The sequence below is a fragment of the Paracoccus haeundaensis genome (assembly GCF_006239215.1).
Lineage (GTDB): Bacteria > Pseudomonadota > Alphaproteobacteria > Rhodobacterales > Rhodobacteraceae > Paracoccus > Paracoccus marcusii.
In genome coordinates, this window is sequence record NZ_VDDC01000048.1 from 1 (window position 1) to 19163 (window position 19163).

General features: G+C 54.3%; 18 protein-coding genes. 9 read left to right on the forward strand and 9 right to left on the reverse strand.

Annotation, left to right across the window (positions count from 1 at the left end):
• The 3 genes from FHD67_RS20575 to FHD67_RS18225 all read left to right on the forward strand — a co-directional run.
• Positions 1 to 426 (forward strand): hypothetical protein (locus tag FHD67_RS20575; RefSeq protein ID WP_218062345.1); only part of this gene is annotated, 426 nt, incomplete at its 5' end.
• Positions 427 to 1009: 583 nt separating this feature from the next.
• Positions 1010 to 3151: a glycosyltransferase WbsX family protein gene (locus tag FHD67_RS18220; RefSeq protein WP_139599574.1), complete on the forward strand. Its 2142-nt coding sequence runs from the start codon at positions 1010 to 1012 to the stop codon at positions 3149 to 3151.
• Positions 3152 to 3155: 4 nt separating this feature from the next.
• A complete protein-coding gene (locus FHD67_RS18225) occupies positions 3156 to 4115 on the forward strand; it encodes a glycosyltransferase family 2 protein (protein ID WP_139599575.1) in 960 nt (319 codons plus the stop codon).
• 104 nt (positions 4116 to 4219) lie between these two features.
• On the opposite strand, the gene FHD67_RS18230 is transcribed toward FHD67_RS18225, so the two are convergent.
• Together FHD67_RS18230 and FHD67_RS18235 are read right to left on the reverse strand one after the other, a co-directional pair.
• Positions 4220 to 5146, reverse strand: a complete 927-nt coding sequence (locus FHD67_RS18230) for a hypothetical protein (RefSeq protein WP_139599576.1) — start codon at positions 5144 to 5146, stop codon at positions 4220 to 4222.
• A gap of 181 nt (positions 5147 to 5327) precedes the next feature.
• Complete coding sequence (locus tag FHD67_RS18235; RefSeq protein WP_425467280.1) at positions 5328 to 5570, reverse strand: H-NS histone family protein; 243 nt, start codon at positions 5568 to 5570, stop codon at positions 5328 to 5330.
• Positions 5571 to 5909: 339 nt separating this feature from the next.
• Here FHD67_RS18235 and FHD67_RS18240 point away from each other — a divergent pair, with 339 nt between their 5' ends.
• The 4 genes from FHD67_RS18240 (at position 5910) to FHD67_RS18255 (ending at position 8795) form a co-directional block, all read left to right on the forward strand.
• Positions 5910 to 6203 (forward strand): HU family DNA-binding protein, encoded by a 294-nt coding sequence (locus FHD67_RS18240; protein ID WP_139599577.1) that lies wholly within the window; start codon positions 5910 to 5912, stop codon positions 6201 to 6203.
• A 65-nt stretch (positions 6204 to 6268) separates the two neighbouring features.
• Positions 6269 to 6493 carry a hypothetical protein gene (locus tag FHD67_RS18245; protein WP_139599578.1) on the forward strand — a complete coding sequence of 75 codons (225 nt, stop codon included), beginning with the start codon at positions 6269 to 6271 and terminating at the stop codon, positions 6491 to 6493.
• A gap of 141 nt (positions 6494 to 6634) precedes the next feature.
• Positions 6635 to 7342 (forward strand): inositol monophosphatase family protein, encoded by a 708-nt coding sequence (locus tag FHD67_RS18250; protein WP_139599579.1) that lies wholly within the window; start codon positions 6635 to 6637, stop codon positions 7340 to 7342.
• On the forward strand, positions 7266 to 8795 hold the full coding sequence (locus FHD67_RS18255) for an N-acetylneuraminate synthase family protein (RefSeq protein ID WP_176695192.1): 1530 nt from the start codon (positions 7266 to 7268) through the stop codon (positions 8793 to 8795). The genes FHD67_RS18250 and FHD67_RS18255 overlap by 77 nt, the downstream gene beginning before the upstream one ends.
• Before the next feature lie 35 nt (positions 8796 to 8830).
• Here FHD67_RS18255 and FHD67_RS18260 read toward each other — a convergent pair whose 3' ends face one another.
• The 3 genes from FHD67_RS18260 to FHD67_RS18270 form a co-directional block, all read right to left on the reverse strand.
• Positions 8831 to 9544 (reverse strand): acylneuraminate cytidylyltransferase family protein, encoded by a 714-nt coding sequence (locus FHD67_RS18260; RefSeq protein WP_139599581.1) that lies wholly within the window; start codon positions 9542 to 9544, stop codon positions 8831 to 8833.
• A gap of 11 nt (positions 9545 to 9555) precedes the next feature.
• On the reverse strand, positions 9556 to 13488 hold the full coding sequence (locus FHD67_RS18265; RefSeq protein WP_176695193.1) for a glycosyltransferase: 3933 nt from the start codon (positions 13486 to 13488) through the stop codon (positions 9556 to 9558).
• A gap of 85 nt (positions 13489 to 13573) precedes the next feature.
• Positions 13574 to 15019: a sulfotransferase family protein gene (locus FHD67_RS18270; RefSeq protein ID WP_139599583.1), complete on the reverse strand. Its 1446-nt coding sequence runs from the start codon at positions 15017 to 15019 to the stop codon at positions 13574 to 13576.
• 257 nt (positions 15020 to 15276) lie between these two features.
• Here FHD67_RS18270 and FHD67_RS18275 point away from each other — a divergent pair, with 257 nt between their 5' ends.
• Positions 15277 to 15876 (forward strand): hypothetical protein, encoded by a 600-nt coding sequence (locus FHD67_RS18275; protein WP_139599584.1) that lies wholly within the window; start codon positions 15277 to 15279, stop codon positions 15874 to 15876.
• 295 nt (positions 15877 to 16171) lie between these two features.
• Here the strand turns inward: FHD67_RS18275 and FHD67_RS18285 are convergent, their stop codons facing one another.
• The 4 genes from FHD67_RS18285 to FHD67_RS18300 all read right to left on the reverse strand — a co-directional run bounded on the left by FHD67_RS18285 (position 16172) and on the right by FHD67_RS18300 (position 18679).
• Positions 16172 to 16801, reverse strand: coding sequence for a tyrosine-type recombinase/integrase (locus FHD67_RS18285; protein WP_176695195.1), 630 nt, complete (start codon positions 16799 to 16801; stop codon positions 16172 to 16174).
• Positions 16802 to 17189: 388 nt separating this feature from the next.
• The gene (locus tag FHD67_RS18290) at positions 17190 to 17456 is read right to left on the reverse strand and encodes a hypothetical protein (protein ID WP_139599587.1); all 267 of its coding nucleotides are present in this window, start codon (positions 17454 to 17456) and stop codon (positions 17190 to 17192) included.
• Positions 17453 to 18064: a ParA family protein gene (locus FHD67_RS18295; protein ID WP_139599588.1), complete on the reverse strand. Its 612-nt coding sequence runs from the start codon at positions 18062 to 18064 to the stop codon at positions 17453 to 17455. Before FHD67_RS18295 ends, FHD67_RS18290 begins: the two co-directional genes overlap by 4 nt.
• Before the next feature lie 102 nt (positions 18065 to 18166).
• Positions 18167 to 18679, reverse strand: coding sequence for a hypothetical protein (locus tag FHD67_RS18300; RefSeq protein WP_246071343.1), 513 nt, complete (start codon positions 18677 to 18679; stop codon positions 18167 to 18169).
• A 52-nt stretch (positions 18680 to 18731) separates the two neighbouring features.
• Between FHD67_RS18300 and FHD67_RS20745 the strand changes: the two genes are divergently transcribed.
• Positions 18732 to 19163, forward strand: a 432-nt coding sequence (locus tag FHD67_RS20745; protein WP_218062346.1) for a hypothetical protein, incomplete at its 3' end; no start/stop codon positions are given.

Sequence of the window (19163 nt, forward strand, 5' to 3'; positions counted from 1 at the left end):
GTCTCGCTGGACCGTCAGCCCCTGCCGCAGCTTTCTGCCGGGGCGTGGCAGCTCAAGGAGCGCGGCATCGAGGTCGCTGCCGTGCAGGTCTGGCGCGAGATCAAGGAACAGGCCGTCGAGGTGGCCCGCGTGGCGCAGGAGTTGGCCGAGAAGGGCCGCGCCTGGCTGGAGCGTGTCGCGGAACGGGCGGCGGAACAGGTGCGTGAGGCGGTGCAGCGGGTCGCGCCTGCCGATGCCTGGGGAGACTTCTTCGCCGCCGCAGCCCCCGGCGCATCGGCCGCAGCCGATGGGCTGGCGCGGGATCTCGAGGCCGAGCGCCGGCTGGAGGCGCAGCGCGAAGCTGCCGAGCGGGAGGCGCGGGAGAGGGTGCAGGAACAGGAGCGCCGTGCCCATGAGCGCGACGACGGCCACGATCATGGGTGGTAGGGGCTCTTTGGCCTCTGCAATTAAGAAAGGCAATAAAGGGTCGCGCGCATTACATCGGCGATCGGCAACTACCCACGCCGTCGCAGATTCTAAGGGGCGGCCGAACTGGTTCTATATGTTGGTAAGTCAAGTCAGCAATTATCCTGGCGCGGCCCTGCTGAAATAGTTTTATGGAAGCGGGCCAGCGTCCGGCCGACAGAGGCTATGACACCGCCTGGATCATAGAAGCTTTGACAGACAGGCGGTAAAGGTATGCATCCTTGACCGGAAATCCCGCAAAAAGCTCTCAAATACGATAAGGGGAGTAGCCGCGTTGAGATCATGTTCGGTCGCCGCGGGGGCTGGTGGCGGGTCGCAAGCCGATACGACCGATGTTCGTAAGCCTTCTTCTCCAGCAATTATCCTCGCGGCAACCGTCCTGTCTCATTTTAATACTAAATGTGTCTGGAGCCTAGTTGACCTCGACCGCTTAGAACAGCTATTAGGCGAGTTGATCATGGTTAACTCGCCAGTCACAATAGCGTCAATTTCCATTGCGATTAGCGTTGTCGCAATTTGAAATTAATAGAAGGCTAAGTTTGCAATGTTAGATATTAACTGGGACTTGGATAATATAATATCTGGACCACGCTGGAGAGGGGCCGTTGATAACCTAAATTCTGAATGGGTATATGGGTGGGTTATTGACTGTAAAAACCTTATACGGCCAATTGAAGTAGAAGTATTTATATTTGGTGAATTAGCCTTAACGGGCGTTTGTAGCATTGTCCGTCCGGACATATCAAAATTTATTAATGTCCCAGTAAAGTCAGGATTTTCAATACCTCTGCGCAATATCAATCCAAGAGCTGCGCAGAAAATAATAAAAAACATTAAGGGCGATGATCGGACGCGAATCCCAGCCAATGAAATTTTGCGCGTTAAAATTAAAGGCGAAAATGTTTATTTGCCATTTTCACCTACACTAAACGAAATTATTCGGGAAGACCTATACAAAGCAATTTTTAATTACGCCAATAAATTTATTGGAGGCGAAAGCAGCCGTATAAAATTACGAGATGAACTCTTGTCGATACCATTCGTCAGAGATGAAAACCCAGTTAAAGTGATAGCTTATTACCTTCCGCAGTTTCATCCATTTGGAGAAAACAATGAATGGTGGGGCACAGGATTCACTGAGTGGACTAATGTAGCTTCTGCCCAATCATATTTTAAAGATCATTATCAGCCCCATCTCCCTGCCGATATGGGATTTTATGACTTGCGGCTTGAGCAAGTTCAACATGATCAAATCGACCTTGCTAAGAAATATGGTGTATCAGGATTCTGTTATTATTATTACTGGTTTTCTGGCGAGACTCTCATGACGCTGCCAATCGACCGTCACGTAGAAAAAAATTATGATTTTGATTTTTGTTTGTGTTGGGCCAATGAAAGCTGGTCACGTCGTTGGGATGGTTCAGAAAAAGAGGTTCTAATAGCACAGCAGCACAGTTATGAAAATGACGTTGCTTTCATTCAGTCGTGCCTTAAATATTTTCACTCAGAGCGCTATATAAAAATCGATGGCGCACCTTTACTCCAAATTTACCGCATATCGCTAATGGAAAATCCCATTGAAACTATAAAGCGTTGGCGTGAAATTGTAAAAGCCGAGGGCTTTCCAGATTTGCATATCTGCATGGTGGAGTCATTTGGTCTAAATAACCCATTCGATTTTGGCTGTGATAGTAGCTGCCAATTCCCGCCTCATGGAGTTACGTCAGGAGAAGTTAATAACCGCATTCCCGACTTAGCCCCAACCTATACAGGCAGCATTTATAGCTATCCAGAAGTTGTACATGGTGAGATAGCGCGACAGAAACCTATCCACACTCATTTTCGTACAGCAATGCCTTCTTGGGATAATACAAGTCGTAAAGGCCAAGCAGGCAATGTTTTCTCTGAATCCTCACCAGCCCTATTTGAAGTTTGGATAAAATTCTTAGTCCTCGATGCCTATAATCGCCTCCCGGAGGGGCAACGACTTGTATTTGTTAATGCTTGGAACGAATGGGCCGAAGGAACGCATTTAGAACCTGACCGAAAATATGGCCATGCTAATTTACGTGCCGTTCGTAATGCATTAATGCCTGAAGCTATAGCAATGGCACCGTTTTTAACCGAGGAGGTTGATAGCGAACAAGATTCTCTATCGGCGACACGTCGATATGTAGAAAGTCTTATTACAACAAATAAGGCATTGATGAAAATTTTGACTGCTTCGGGCTCAAAGCCGTCTGTACAACAAGAGAGCGCGTTTATTTTAGCCCCGCCTTTGTTAACAGGTGTAGAGGTTTCGAGAGACGCCACGGTTCATCTCGAAAATATCAATTCGCATATTCCCGTTCGTAATGTCGATATAATTGTTGGAAAACACCACGGAATAGCCCTGCGGGGTTGGGTGTTGATCTCCGGCACTGCATTGCAACATCCCCTGCTTGCACTTCGAAACACCACAAGTATGCAGAGATACGTAGCGCCTATTACTGTTATAGAGGATCGTCATGATGTTGCTTTTGCGATGTCATTGGGCGAGGGTGCAAATAAAAGCGGAATTCAATTTAAAGGATCGTTACAGGGTATTGCGGCGGGACGTTACGAGATCGAGATACTTGCACCTGATATGCATGACCCACGAAAAGCTCTCGCAGTTCTCACTTCTTGCTATCTAGAGATCGGATAATATAATGAAAAATTTCTCAAATACTGATGACTTAGTTAGTGTTATTGTCCCTTCCTATTGCCATGAAGAATACCTTTTAGACTGTTTGGTTTCTATACACGATCAAAATTATAAAAATATTGAACTTGTGGTGGTGGATGACGTATCCACTGATTCGTCCTATTTACAGGCTGAAACTCTTTTAAATACTTCATTTGCAAACCGATTTTGTAATGTAATACTATTACAAAACGATTTTAATATGGGCGCCCATGCCTCTATCAATCGTGGGATCTGTGCGTCTAATGGCAGTCATATTGCTATTATAAATTCGGACGATTTATATCATCCTCACCGAATTAGCATGCTCATGGAAGCTTTATCCGAAAATGGATCTGAACTAGGATTTTCTTTTGTCAAAGTAATATTCGATTCAGAAAAACCTATGCAACTAGATCCGTTTTTTCGCCTTTTGGCCGTACGTCAATCCATCGCGTTAAAGAATGATATTAGCATTGGATTTTCTCTTTTGAGGTCCAATCAAGCCATCTCTACAGGAAATCTTCTCTTTACCCGTAAACTTTATGATCGCGCAGGCCCATTTCTACCGCTAAAATACTGTCACGACTGGGACTTTATTTTGCAGTCTTTATTTTATACTGAACCTGTAGTAGTTAAACAGGAACATTATAGTTATCGTATCCATGGAACTAACTCGTTTTCTACGCTAGGATACTTGGCAGGAACTGAAACTGAGGTTGTCCTTCGTCGTCTGTTTCGCCGAGGCCTAATGGGTAAGTCTCCAAACCCTCTGTTTCCTTGTGAAAGTAATTGGCCTGGATATTTTGAATTATTTATTCAGGAGTGTGGATATCAAAACTTTTTGGCCCGAGAACGAGGAGATCCTGGGACTGGATGGCGCACTATCACGCCAACAGCTAACGTATTAGAAGGTGATTTTTCTTTTTCCTTATACGGTCAATAATCGAATAAATTTTTACAAAGATCCGATTTAAGGTATTCTTTCGGTAACCACCTTATCTTGCTTATGCCAGCTGGTTTATTTTCGGAAACGGGCTTCCATGTTTTTTAATTATTAATATATTTACTCAAAACCCCCTTTATAACTGAGGCTTGGTCTTCTTCAAGTAGTTGATCATAAAAAACATTCTCTTCACTTTGAGGAACCAGTTGAAGTCGCTGATTTTTTGGCAAGTAATTATTCACTTCATCAGCCGCGGGACGAACTTTTTCAATGAAGTCTATTTGATCCCGGTAAGGAATTAATATTTTATCAGCTTTAACATCTGGAAGCATATTCACTAGAGCGTCAGCAGCCTCTCTTCCTATAGATGGTCCGAAAAATTTATTTATGAAGCGGATGGCCATAAGTTCAGATTGAGTAAGAGATCTATTAACAATCTTTTTTGCAGACGGTAAATCTAAATCAATTAATTGCAGAACTTCCATAGCATCCAAAATTTGAAAGTTGCTAGAGCTAGGATCTGACGAGTAATTTATAACAGTCACGTCTAATTCATTTCGAGATAGGGCACGTAGAACATGTGATGCTTGAGAAAGGTGATGTTCTTTGGAGATAAATTCTGTTACACTTCCTATATAACCGGCTCTTTTTACCGCCTGCATGTAAGCCGATGATACCATTTCTATTGGCTCTCTGACACATATTATAAATCTACAATGAATGTATTTTGAAATTTCCTTAAAAAATTGATATGCCCCATCCATTTTCCAAAAAGCGACTTCGCTAGAAAAAATATAATCTTTATATTCTGTTTTTTCGACTATCTCTGATACTAAATTTTGCGCCCAACCCTCTATATCAGTATTTATATTTCCTGCGCTGACCCATCCCTTTTTAGCTTGCTCAAATGACGGGTGATAAGGGTACAGAACGCCCTTATCTTTAAGATTTTCGTGATTTTTAGCAAGAATAGTTTGAAGCGCGGAGGTTCCTGTTTTGCCATGGCCAAGATGAATCGTAACCCTTTTCATTTTCATACTCCATATATTCGTTATTATTAAGATGGGAAACTTGTTGTTTTTGTGCTGATAATTGTTTTCCGCCTTACAACACCTCGGCTGATTCCCTTTCTGTGCACTTTTTCTGCATAGCCCTGTGTTCGAAATCGTGGGTTGGGCCGGCTAGTTTCCGGCTCAAACATTCTGCACAACGTCAGATCTTGAGATCATCCGGCTCGGTCCCGGCCTTGATAGCATTCCGAAACCAGGTTGGCTGCCGGCCACGTCCGGTCCAGGTTTGCTCCGGATTGCCGGGGTTGCGGTATTTCGGGGCGACGGTGCCGCGCTTTGTCGTTTTGGCCCCTGCAAGCTCGGACAGAGAAAACCCGTATTCGCGGGCTTTTTCCTCAAGGTCGCGTCTGGCTTCAGATTTGCGCCGTTTGTCAAAATTGGCAATGGCCTTTGTCGAGGTCCCGCTTGAGACGCTTCAATTCGTCCAGGCTCATCGTGTCAAAATCAAGATCAGACATGGGTATCCTTGCTTTTATCTTCAGTGTTTTCCCTATATTCACAAAGCTTAGAAATAAAGGGAATAGGGACACAGCAGCACCCGGTATTTTTCTGCTTTTTCCGCTGTGGGGCATAAATTACGGCGCCTAAAATAAAGTCCTGAACCGTCGGCAAACAAACGATAGGTACAATGTCCGGATCTCATAGCGGGACTGATAGTTAAAACGGCGGGCCTCAGCATCAAAGAGGCTTATTCATGCCCCTGTGAAACCCAGGAAGAGGCCAGATGAGCCGTTCAGAGCTGCTTGCAAAGCTTCGTCAGGCGCATTCGCATCTGCCCGCTCATGCCGTGGAAACTGCACTCGACACGATCCTGGACGAGATCGCCGAGACCCTGAGCCAAGATCATCGGGTGGAGCTGCGCGGGTTCGGGAGTTTCTCCAGCAAGATCCGGGTCGCCCGGACGGGTCGAAACCCGAGAACCGGCGAGGCCTTTGCGGTGGCGCCCAAGCGGTACATGCATTTCAGGGCCTCTAGGCAGCTCCTGGAGCGGCTCAACCGCCCCACAACCCCTGGCTGATCCCCGCCCCACTGCGCCTTCCGGCGCATAACACCGCTTCTGCATGAAGAACTTCAATCCTGAGCATGGCGGCAAAGCCGCATACGGCGTTGTCGCAGCGGGTGGCGCGGACGGAGACGCGCAACATCGCCAGCGACCGGCCCGAGGTGGCGACGCGGATCATGATCGCCACCGCCGGGCGGGCCGACCAGCTTAAGGCCGAGGCCGGGATCGCGGCCACCGGGCGCAAGGAACTCAGGGGCATGCTGCTTTCGTTTCGACATCGTCGATCCCCTCAAACTGAAGATTAGCAGACAGCAAAAAGAGAGCCTACGTCAGATCCAACTTTTTAGGAGGCACCTTACAAATCAACATTCAGTTTTTTAAGATCACCTCATTGCACTCAAGCATTACTGCGCATAGGCAACGGTCATTCCCGATCGAGGTCTGATATGAACAATCTTCCAGAGCTTCTGTCTCGGCTTGAAAAGTTCATCGAGCTTCAATTGCCTGACCTACAGGCCCGTCGCTATGATATTATCTGGAAAGCCGATGGTAGCCCGGTGACAGCGGCGGACATCTTTCTGGAGGATGCAATCCGCGATTTTCTGGCTCGCGAGTTGCCCGGGATGTCTTTCATCGGCGAGGAAAGCTGGGCGGCGGGCCAAGTCATCGGCGAGGGCTGGGTGGCCGTCCTGGATCCGATCGACGGTACCGAGAATTTCTGTTCGGGCCTCAAGGAATGGGGCACATCGCTGTCGCTGTGGCATAGCGGTGTTCACCGGGGCAGCATGCTGATGATGCCCGAGCTCGGCGAATGCATGTCGACGGGCGCCATCCCTTTGGTTCCGCGCTCCCGGATCGTGGGCTTCTCCTCGTCCTATACTGACGATATCGGACGGGGCCTTGGCGAGAATGCCGAGGGCAGAATCATGGGCTGTGCCGTTTACAACCTGTTCAACGTTATTCGCGGCGCCTTTTCCCGATTCGTGAATCCCAGGGGCGCCTATAGCTGGGATCTTCTTGCAGGCGTCGCGCTGGCCCGCGAGGCAGGCTGCGACGTGAAGGTGGATGACAAAGACTATGACGGACAATTTCTCCAGCCTGGTCGACGGTATCGCGTCGACATACGGCACAGATACGATCTTCATTCTCGGTAAAGGCCCATCGGCCGACGAGGTTCCGCCCGAAGTCTTTTCCGGTTCTCTGGTTATCGGCATCAACGATGCCGAGCGTATCTATCCGGCCGACATTTCGATCTTCCATGCCGATTGGGTCATCAGGTCCCTGCAGGAAAGCGGCCCCAAGGCGCAGCTTTACCTGACCTCGTCTGGATACTGCCCTAGTCCCGGTCACAAGGTCCTGCAGGCGCCTTACGTTTCCCTGACCCAAGAGGGCGCAGACCTGATGGTTCAGCGCCTGCTGGCAGATGACTTTGTGGTCGAGGACGTGTTGTTCATGTCGGCGCTGCGTGTCGCCCGCGAGGTAGCCGAACTGCGGGGCCGCCCGCAAAAGGTCTATATGGTCGGGTTCGATTTCCGGCCCGAACTGGGCTATGCCCATGTCGATGGCAAGCAGTTCGGGGGCGGAGATGAAAACGAACGCGCCCTGCGCATCGGCATGCAAGAAAACTATTTCCTCAACGCACTCTACATGCTGCAGAGCAGCGGGCTCGATGTGCATCATGTTGGCAGCCGGTCCTATTCCCGCCTGACCACCGAAGAGCTTGCCGCCAAGTTTCGCCCTGATCCCGCCGGTGGCCATCCTGTGCACGACTGGCAGGTCAGCATTATCGCCGAACTGACCACCAACCATTTTGGTGACCGCAACCGGATGGAGCGGATGGTCCGCGCCGCCCATGCCGCCGGTGCTGATTTCATCAAGGTACAAAAGCGCGACGTGGACACGTTCTACAGCGCCGAGCAGCTGGCAGCGCCCTATCGTTCTCCCTTTGGAACGACCTTCGGTGACTACCGCCATCAGCTAGAACTGACGGGTGAGGATTTTGCCTTCCTTGACACGCTGTGCCGGCAGCTGGGGATCGGCTGGTTCGTGTCGGTCCTGGATGAGCCCTCGTACAACTTTGTTCTCGATTTCAATCCGGCCCTGATCAAGTTGCCCTCGACAATCTCGGAACATACCGATTATCTGTCGCGGGTGGCAGCCAGTTCTAACCGGGGCATCGTTCTGTCGACCGGCATGACCGACAAAGCCTACGAGGCTTGGGTGCTGGAGACCTTCCGCAACGTCCCGCAACTGTACCTGATGCAGGCCAATTCGGCCTATCCCTCGCCTGCGCGCGACTGCAACGTGGGCGTCGTGCGCCATTACCACCGTCTGTCAAAATCGAATCCCCGGATCATTCCGGCCTATTCTAGCCACGATGAGGGCTGGTTCGGATCCGCCTTGGCCGTGGCCGCCGGCGCACGCATGGTCGAGAAGCACGTCAAGTTCGGCAACAGTGACTGGGCGCATTTCGATGCCGTCGCGTTGGATCTGACAACCTCGCAGTTCCGTGACTATGTAGGCAAGATGCGGGAGGCCGAGATCCTGATCGGGTCCGAGGAAAAGGCGATTGCTCCGAGTGAACACCACAAATACAGGCGCTCTTAAGCGCCTGCATTTGCCAGCTTACGCTGAGCGATCGATTAGATCAGGGGAATATTGCGGGACAGCTTTGACAAAGCGATGTCGTTGAGAAGCGTGAACTGCTCTTCCCAATCGATATCCATCGCGACGCTTTCGGGGATTTCATGCAGGAAGGGCCTGTTGCCAATCCGGTCGTCTGTCTCGCGCATCGTACGGAATGGGATCAGATATCCAGCATGGTTGATCTCGAACAGAGGCGGGATGTCTTGGCTTCTAGGCCACTTCTCGACTGTATTGTCGTAGTTGAAAGGACCGTTGCTGTCCCAGATGAACTTGTGCATGCGCGTCACCGTGAAAAGGCTGTCATGCCCATCCTGCGTTGACTTTTCATAGGCCGCGATGAAGTTCGCCATTACTTCGGACGTGACGAAGGGATGTGTGACATGAACCATCATCATCACCCCGTTATCCTCAAGGGTCCCCATGTAGCGAATGAAGGTGCTCATCGGGGTCGATGACCGGCCCAGTTCATCCGGGCGTTCCAAGGGGACGATCCGACTGTCGTCGCTGTCCGCAAAGCGCTTGGCATAGTCCAGCACGACAGGGTCGTTGCTGGATACGATGATCTTCTCGATCTGTCTTTGTGCCGACAGCTGCCTCAGCTTCAGCTCTAGAAGCCCGCCCTCAAAGCCGGCGAAGGGGCGCGTATTCTTGTTGCGGACCCGCTCACTTCCGGCACGGCAGGGTACAATGGCTACGATGGGTTCCGTCATGGGTCGATCCTTCAAGGCGTAGTTTCAGATTTTGCGGCATCCGCCTCTGTGGGCGGCTCGGCATAGTCCACGATCTGCCGCCGGAAGCGATCAAGGGGATCGCCCAGTTTCAAGAAGTGCCCGATCTCTGCAAAGTAGTGAGAAAATTCCTTGCGCAACATGGCACGCCCGTTTTCTAGCCACTTTCCAACCTCGTCGCCGAAGCTGGTCGAACCGGCATGAGCCATCACGACATTCGTCGGACAGACGCAGAAAAATCCCGCCATGCGTGCCCGCAGGCTGAACTCGTTGTCTTCGCTTTGCCCGATGCCGAATTTGACCTCGTCATACAGGCCAAGACGGTCATACATCGACCGTTTGACAAAGGTGCAATATCCGTGACTGACCGGCATCTCGACGGCAAAGGGTTGAACCGACCGCGCGCGGGTATCCAAAGTTTCGGCCCATGCGACAGGGTTCTCGGCTGGAAGCCTCATGCCGTTCAGATAGGGAACGTTGTAGATGGTTGCGTTGTTGGAGAAGGGCACGACCGAGGCGATCTTGGGATGGGCATAGGCTGCGTCCTGCAGGCGCAAGGCCCAGTCTCCGCAGGGGACGGTGTCGCTGTTCAGCAGGATGATATCGTCGCGTCCGGCATGCAGAATGCCGCTGTTGACCGTGCCGCTGAAGCCCACGTTCTCGCTGTTCTCGAGATAGGTGAAGCCGGCCTTTTCCGCATACTCTAGGCACAGGTCGCGCAACCGGGTGTCGGGACCGCGATCCCAGACTGTGATGACCCGATAACCATTCTCTGCTTGGTAGCGGACCAGCTGATCGAAGCAGATCCGCGTCCCCTCGTAGTCGCCATAGATGGGCAGCACCACGCTGATCGGCGGGCGCGGACGTCCCGCGAAGCGAAGGCGGTCGACGGGAAAGATTGCCCTGCCCCGGTCCCGCACATCCTCGAACATAGCTTGGCTGATCTGGTCTTCGCGGCCCTCATGATCCTGTAGGAAGCCGGTCTTCATGCGCTGGATGCGCCCCGCCAGTAGCTGGGCCAAATCCTGGATCCGGTGGCGGGTCGGAACGCTGGCATTGATCCCGACCAGATGATGGTCGAACATGTCGGCAATGACCCGGCGATTGGCATTCCCGGGATATGGTTCAGCAAAATCCGACCAGACATGCCGGCGGATCGCCGCAAGCAGATGCGTCGCATCGGGCACCGAGACGCCCAGATCCAGACCATCCAGTTCCGTCAGGCCGAGCGACAGCAGCGGCTTGTCCTTTAGCAGGCAGATCGCGCGCGAGGTGCTGCCAACGGTGATGCACAGGTCGGCGGCGTCGATCAGGTCGTCCAGCGCCGTCTCGCGTGCGACCAGCACGAAGTCGATTGATTGCGCCGCCTGCGAGGGATGCGGGCGCAGTACCAGCAGCGCGTCGGGAAACTTGGCGGAAACCAGCCCCCGGATGATCGCGAAAGCTTCATCCGACGAGCCGAACCAGTTCACCCGCAGCGGGTCCGGGTCCGGCGTGACGACGCCGCCGCCCTGATCATTGCCCCCGATCACCAGGATGACCGGGCGCTTCTGTGCGCGCGCACGGGCCATGATGTCCAGATCGCGCGTCCCGCGCTTCTGGAACTGCGCATAGGCGGCGTGGTCCTGCTGAGCGTCGTACCATGCACGGATCTCTTGGAACCGGGCCTCGGGATCCTGGCGGACAGGCGCGGTCGCGCTCGCATGGGACACAAGCCGCGGCAGCACACCCGTTCCGAACTGGCCCATTGGATCGATGCTGAGCGTTCCGGGGAAATGGCCCCGTTCGATGATCTGGTACTCAATTCCCAGCTCGGTGCAGAGATGGATGAACAGCCGGCTTTTCGGCGCCGTATTGCCCCAGATAAGGAACATTTTGACCTTGTGCCGCGTCAGTATCCCGCGCCAATAGGCATGAAGATCTGCAATATCGGCCAAGGCCGCCCGAAGTTCTTTGCCCTCGGGCAGATCCGTCTTGCGGAAGAGATGCTCGGACCTCAGCAGCGAAAGGGCGATCGGGTCCGGAAGATCCGCGCCAGAGAACATCCGGACATCCGGATGGCTGGGCGGAAAGCGAAGATGCAGTGTATCCATGACAACATTGCGGCAGGAGGCAGCTTGAAATTCATGCTGCACATCTGAGGACGATACTAGCATGCCCCATGTAAGACCCAACTGTTCCAGTTGGCGTCCCAGATCACCAAGCCCACGTTGAAGCAGTTCAGGCCGTCCGTTCCAGCAGCAGACCATAACATCAATCGCCCCATGCAACGCCACGTCAGCCTCCGCGAACAGGTCGTCGGGATCGCTCTGTTTCGGTTGAAGCGCGGTTCTAGGGACAATCTTAGGTGCCTGCATCTCTCGCACACGCCGTGACAGAAACTGCCAAGGTTGTTCGCCCACCGGCAGGCGAAGGCCGGGTGCCTTCCGGTTCGAAAGCTTGGGTGCTGAGGTCCAGTCGTAGCCGTCGCTCAGGGCTACCTGACCGCCCACCGCCATGCAGACCAGGCCGAACAGCCGCTCGACCGCACGGGAAGCCTGTACGTCATTAGGCGCCTTGACTTCATCGAAGGCGGTCATCGGCACCTTTTCGGAAATCAAACCAGCCAGTTCCGCGTCGATCCAGAAGCAGGTTCCTGCGAAGAAGCCCCAGTCGTGGGTCAGCACCCCCAAGCCCAGATCGGTCGCGAACGCGCGCAGGCGTTGGCCACCGCCCAGGTCGAAATCAGAGCCGTTCAGCCAGAACTGTTCTGGTCCGGCCATCAGGACCCTGGGGTTGGTCCGGAACAGCTCGACCGTCTGCGCAACCCGGGCAGGTGTCGCTGCTAGGGCATCGAACATCACGCGGCGCCAAGTCTCGGGGTATGTGTTGCCCTTCTTGGAATGCAGCTTGCAGAAAAAGCGATAGCCCCGCCCCTTCAGCCGCCGGACCGTTTCCAGGAAAGCCGCAACGTCCTGCCCTTGGTTGGGCACGGTCATGATCTGGGTGGCGCGGGGAAACAGCAGGGCCATGACCTTAGGGTCGTGGGCGGCCGAGCCTTCGGGGACGGTGATGAAGATGTCGACCGTTTCGGGAAAACTGCGGATCAGAAGCTGCAGGTCTGGTACGGTGTCGAGGTGATAGAGGTGGATCAGGACCGCATAATCGCGGTGGCCCGTCTCCTCGTCAGAGGGCTCTCTGAAGCGGCCTTGCCCTGGCCACCAGCTGTCATGGCCATGAATGGCGTAATGAAGCACTGGAGGAAGGGCTGGTTTCTGCCCTGCCGGAAGGGCGGCCAGATACCCGGCGGTATCGAACCACGGCCCCGGCGCACGTTCCAGCACGGAAGACAGGCGCACGAAATGCTCGACCGGATCAATGCCGCTCAGCGCGACCTCGCCATGGGTGCGGTCATACCACTCGGCGGAAAAGAGAGGATTGGCGGCCAGCAGGATCTCCTGGTCGCGGATGGAGATCTGGTCCCCCGTAAGGCCGTCCTGCAGGTGCGTCACTGCAGCCTGTAGCAAGGCCGGCAGATGCGGCTCGAGGTTCAGAGAATGTTGCTCATGCGAATGTGCGCCGGGCAACCGGTGCTGCGTACCGGCAATGCAGATGCGAAGATCGTCGCGAAGGTTCACCTTGGGCAGGATGTGACCGAACTTGCGCAGCAGATCCAGCGCCCCTTCGCGTCGGAAGTCATTCAACGTGAACCAAAAGCCGGTGCGCAACGGACCGGACGGAGCCAGGATCCTGTCGATATCGGTGCGGCTGACATCCGTACGGGTAGAGGCCAGATGTACGTCATGGATATAAAGATCCAGTTCCACCGGGGCTGCTGGATCTGCGGCTAGGAAAGCCCAGCCATGCAAGATGCCATCGGCGCGCACCCCATCGAAATGTCCGCGCCATTTGGGGCCGCCTGAAAGACCTTCCAGGCTGGCAGTCACTTGCGGTGTCATTGCTATACAGTCTTTCTTCCAATTCCATTACGTCTGCCGCGAAATCCTGAACTCCGCACAGGCTGAGAAAAATCTACCTTTTAAAACGCTCGACAAACCACCGCAGTGGCGCGGTTACCTTCCACGAATTCGATGCCATAAGTGCGTGAACCCTCGCGTCAGCTTTCGCAAGCCGGTCCTTCAGATCCGTGACCAGCTTGGCGGCCTGATCCTGCCTGGACTTGTCCTCGCTTGCGATCCGGTCCTGATAGGCTAGCAGCGCTGTCTGGACCTTTGCAAATTCGCGGTTTCGGCGAGCCTCGCTGGCCTGCAGCGCCTGGATCTGCTGTTGGGCCAGACCAAGGTCTTGAGCCAGTGCCTCTGCTCCCTCCACAGCCTCGGCCAATGCAGCGCGGGTCTTGTCCAGATCGTCCTGTGTGTCGTCAATTTCGGCCTTGCGCTGATCCAGCATATTGCGGCTGAAATCCAGTTGCATGGCAACCTTGTCCCGCTCGGTGGTCATTGCTTCCAGTTCGGCCTGCAACTCGGCACCCTGAGCATGAGCCTTGTCCACGTCCTTGCGTGCCTCATCGGCTATCTTTTGGGCCGCCTCGGCCTTCTCGCGTGCATCGTCGCGCTCGGTCTGCAGCGACCGGCCCTTCGCTTGGACGGTATTGCCAAACACCTCGGCGCTGTCATCAAAGGATTGGCGGATCCGGTCCAGCACGGCATGGTCCTCGACACGTTCCCCATGGGCGGCCCATCGGTCCATGACGGCAAGGACATCACGGAACCAGGTAGCAAAAACCTTGCTTTCCGCAACGGCCGGGGTGTCATTGCGTCTCAGATCAGGTCGGATCATCTCATCGAGACGAGGCAGGTTCGCCGTATGGTATCGGGGCCACTGGATGCTTAGATCCCGAGCAATTTTTTCCACCTCGGCGGGCCAGGATGCCAGCAGCCTGTCATAGCTGGTGAAACTGCGGCATAGGCCCCGGCTTCCGGCCTCGGCATCCAGAACATGCCGCAACCAGAGCAGGCATCCATATTCTAGATCGAAGCCGTCCCTTTTTTGCAAGGACCGAGCAACCTCCAGAGGGTTGCGATGAGTGTGCACAAAAAGCTGGCGCACTTCCATCCGGGTCAGAAGATCACGCCAGAAAGGCACCAGCCGGCAGTTCCTGGGGTCTTTAAGTATGAAGAAGGATGATGACCCATATTCCGAGATCAGCAGATCTTTGACCTCATGACGAAATTCATCCGCCTTGGGCGACTGATACCAACTGGCAGGAAAGCTGCGATAGTCGGACCATGTCGACCCCGCACTGGCCAAGAGTCTGTCCTGCAAAAGATAAAGCGCCCGTGACTCGAAGTGGCCCATAGGGTTGTTCTTGCTAGGGCCAAGCGGGTTCGAGGGGCCATCGCCCCCCAGTTCGGTCAGCAACCCGGCAAGTGCAGACGTGCCGGCACGATGCATCCCCAGAACTACAACAGCCTGCCGGCCCACTCGGTTATTCTTGGTTTCGTTCGAATCTGTCATGACTGTGGCTCGCCGTAGAATATGGAGAGCACTAGAGCCTCCCTAGAAGCCAATATGCTACATTACGGGAAAGTTCTAGGCTTGGATGCTTTCCTCGACAGCGGATGGTATTCGGGATGGGTCTTGGAGCGTTTTTGCAGAACCCGGAGACAGGAATTCCTAGAAAATGTAATCCACGGTAACACCATCAAGATCGGGACGACGCTTGACGATGTGTGCGTGCTATGTTTTTCCAAACGAACCTTGGGAAGAATAGGATGAATGAAATGGCGAGCAAAATATCGCTGGTAAATACCAAAACCAAAGTTAGGTTTTCAAAAAAAATATCAGAGATTGATAGTTTTAGACCCTATGGATCGAATGAAGACATAGTAAGCAACTATGCCTATCTCGGGCATTTTCTTGTTCTCTGTAATCAGCTTGGCGCAGTAAACTATGCACTATTCAGAAGGTGCTCGCAGGTCAATAAGCTGGAGGCTGAAAGAGAGTATTTTTCCAGTTCTTCTGAAGTAGAGCAGAGAGAAAAGGCAAGAAACGCTATTTTTTCAAAGATCGGTGAAAACTCTGAGCTAATGTTAAGAGTTCACGCAGAAATTAATTATGTATACGACTCAATAAATGAGTTCTTTAGAGAACTTTCATCAATCAAATTTAAGAACGCAGGCCACATTAAAAATGTGCAATTCTGCGAAAGTATCTTTGGAATGCCTTTCTTGGAAAGCTACGAGAAGAACATTGCGGAACTGCCGATAAAAACGGCCTCGTTGTATGTCCTTCTGCAGCGGATTTCAAATATTCACGACACTATTTCTTCCCAATATGGCTGGGAAGAGATAGTAGAGGACAGCTACACATAGCAATTGTGTCTGTCAGTTACCGCCACGCCGACAGCTGGTTCGGCTACACGCCATACCTGCCCGCCAGGGCATTCACCGTGGCATCCGATTCCAATTTGTCCGCGACAATCCGAGCCTTTACCTCATCCAGCCACCGACGATGCCCAGAGGCATAAATCTCAACACCCACTGAAGTAAGAAACGAAGTCTTGGCACACATTGCGAAACGCACTCCTCATCAGCCGATGGAAAGAACTTCGAAGCAGCGCATCAGCTACGAAACGTAAGGTTCAGACGCCGCTTAGGTCTGCATTGCTCAGAGGTGATACTTGCGGGCGATTTCAAGAGCTTCGGCCTGTTCGGTGCCGATGTATTCCTTGGTGCTTTCGATGCTGGCGTGGCCGAGTAGGAGCTGGGCTGCGCGCAGGTTGCCGGTTTGCTGGTAGATATGAGTCGGGAACGTCCGGCGCAGCGAATGCAGGCCGTAAAGGCTGGGATCGATGCGGGCTTTGTCCAGCCATGACTTAAGCAGCCGCCAGAGCTGGCTCTCGCTGAGATGGGTGTGGGACCACCGTGCCCCCTGCCCCGTGAACAGCCAACCGTGCATCGGCCGTTCAGAGGCGGCGAGATAGGCGCGCAGGCTGTCGCGCGTGCCCGGGGACAGGCGCGCCTGGACCGGACGCGTATGACGGGTCTCGGTCTTCTTTTGCCGGATCTCCACGATCTCGCGCACCCCTGCCAGGGTGGCCACGTCGGAAACCCGAAGGCGCACCAGGTCGGAGCCGCGGAAACTGGTATCGAGGGCGGTGTTGAACAGCGCCAGGCTGCGCAGGTCTCTCTCCTGGCGCAGGATGAGCCGGATCAGGGCGACCTGGTCGGGCGTAAGGGGTGGTTTCTTGCCCACCACGCGGCCCTTGTTCCAGATTATTTGAGAGGTGGCGGGCACGGGCACATCCTTGCAAGCTTTTCAAGTATTTTGCCCTCAAACCTCGCATGAGGGAAGCGGCGCTTTTCAATAGAAGCCGGCATCCTTTTGGTTTGCTGGGATCCCGGGGACAACGGCCATGCGAGCTTCTACTCAAAAGCTCGCATAACGTGCTGACCGCTTCCGTTTGGACTGTCGAGAAAGGAGAATGGCATACAACTTTATCTGATTATTTCGGCCCAAAAATCAGATATGCCTTACAGCAAAATAAGCCATGCACCTGGTCCTCCGTCACGGCTGCGGAAACCTAAAGGCCAAAATGCATTGTGCAGACTGCGCGCGCACATATCTAATTAGATACACAGAAAACCATATGCGTAGCCACACAGATGCGCGCCTGCTCGGATGTTTATTTGGGCTTCTGTATATCTGCGAACATGAGCGCGATGGCCCGTTCCAAGAACGTTTGCCGATCAATGCGCAGGTCTGCGCAGGCATGCAGGACGCGGCCATAGGTGTCATCGTCCACCGTCACCGCTATGCGCCGGGGGTTGTCGCGCGGCGGCTTGGCAGGGCGGCCTGGTCCTTTCTTCGGCGCAGCGGCCTCGGACGTCGGGGCTGGGACAGCGACAGGATCCGCGCCGATGTCGAGCGACAGATTGAGCGGCTTTTTCATCCCATTACCTCCAGAACGTAATTCACCAGTTCCCGCACTTCGTCAGCCGCTGCGGCGTTTCCCGCCTCAGCCGCCGTAAGACCGCGCGTCGCGGCTTCTCCATGCGCTACCCTCGCCCCGACAATGGCTGGTGCGACACGCCCATGTGCGGCCAGCAGGCGGCCCGTCTCGTCCACGATCCGCGCCCGCGTGGTGCGGGAGAGCACGAAGATGAAGTTCGCCCCTGCGTCCCGTATTTCGGCCACGGTCGGGCCCACTGCGTCCAGGTCGTCTTGCGATGGGTGGACGGGCACAAGGACCAGGTCAGCCGATCGTAGGGCGATCCGCGTGGCTTCGTCCCGCGCGCCTGGCGTGTCGATTATCAGCCAGTCAAACCCCTGCCCTCGCAAAGTCTCGACGGCCTTCGATATCTGGTCTGCACGGGTCAGGCCCGTGATCAGCTGAAGGTCTTCGGTTTCCCGGCGCTGCCACCATTTCGTCAGCGATCCTTGCGGGTCGATGTCCAGCAAGGCCACGCGGCCGCGCCCGGTCAACTCTGCTGCGATCGATCGGGCAATAGTCGATTTACCACTGCCGCCTTTCTGGGTAGCTAGGACGATCACTTGCATGGCTGTTCACCGGCACGTTTCCACATCTGATTTATTCCTCGCCTGATTATCTGTGCATTTAATCATCTGTGTGATTAATCATTTCCGCAGATGTGCGGATGCTCAATTATCGTCGCGGTTGATCCGCCGCGCGGGCAGGTCGGGCATGAAGCCCTCCAGGGCGGGCTGTGAGATAGGTGGCAGGCCTTCGCCTGACGGCAGCTGCTGTTCACCCGCGAACATGGACGGCAGGCGGCGCAGCGGGGCCTGGTTGCCCAGTTCCTCGCGGTCGGGCTGTTCCCTCTCGGGGACGTAGACCTTGGCACTGAACAGGCTGTAGCGCAGCCCGTCGCGCGATCCATTCCACGCCACCCGGTCATTCACAACATAGGCGTTTACAGTCCCGCGCCCGCCGATGCGGCGGACCTCGATCCAGTTATCTTCCGCCAATATCTTGATCGCATCCCGCAAGCGCCGCTCGGAACAGTTTACAAGCTCCGCCAAGGCTTCCTGCGAGATGATGAACGCGTTTTGATCATCGATCTGGGCTGTGATTACGTGCATGGCGCGCGCGGCGATAGGGGATCGGGTAATTAGGGCCGCCCATGCTTCATGGGCGGCGCGCTCGGTCTGCACCCAGCTCCCGTAAGGCTTTCGGGCTGGCAACTCTGGAAGATTGTTCCTGCTCATGGCCTACTCGTTTCCTATTGTCGGAAACATGTTGCCGCCGAAAACGGACACGCGCAACCCAAAACTGGAAATGAGTTTCCCGAAATGGGCTATGCAGCGGACGCCGGCGTCCGCGACAGAGGACGCCGGCGTCCCAAAGCCGGAAATGCGCGGACACCCACGTCCGGTGAACCGGAAACCGGCGTCCAATATTTTCCTGATTCTGTCAACAATTTCAGACATCGGTTATTTCTGCCTTCTAATGATCTACAGGAAGGAACCGGGACGGGCCGTGTCGGGCGAAGCAGCCCCCGGGGAGCAAGCGCCGACCGGCGCGGACTGGCCCGGTTTTTGCCTGTCAGCGCGCTTTGACTTTGAACTGTCGTTCGGCAGGGGTGGGACGCCTCGGCGGGCGCCCCGCGGGAATGGGGATGATCAGGCAAGAAGGGGA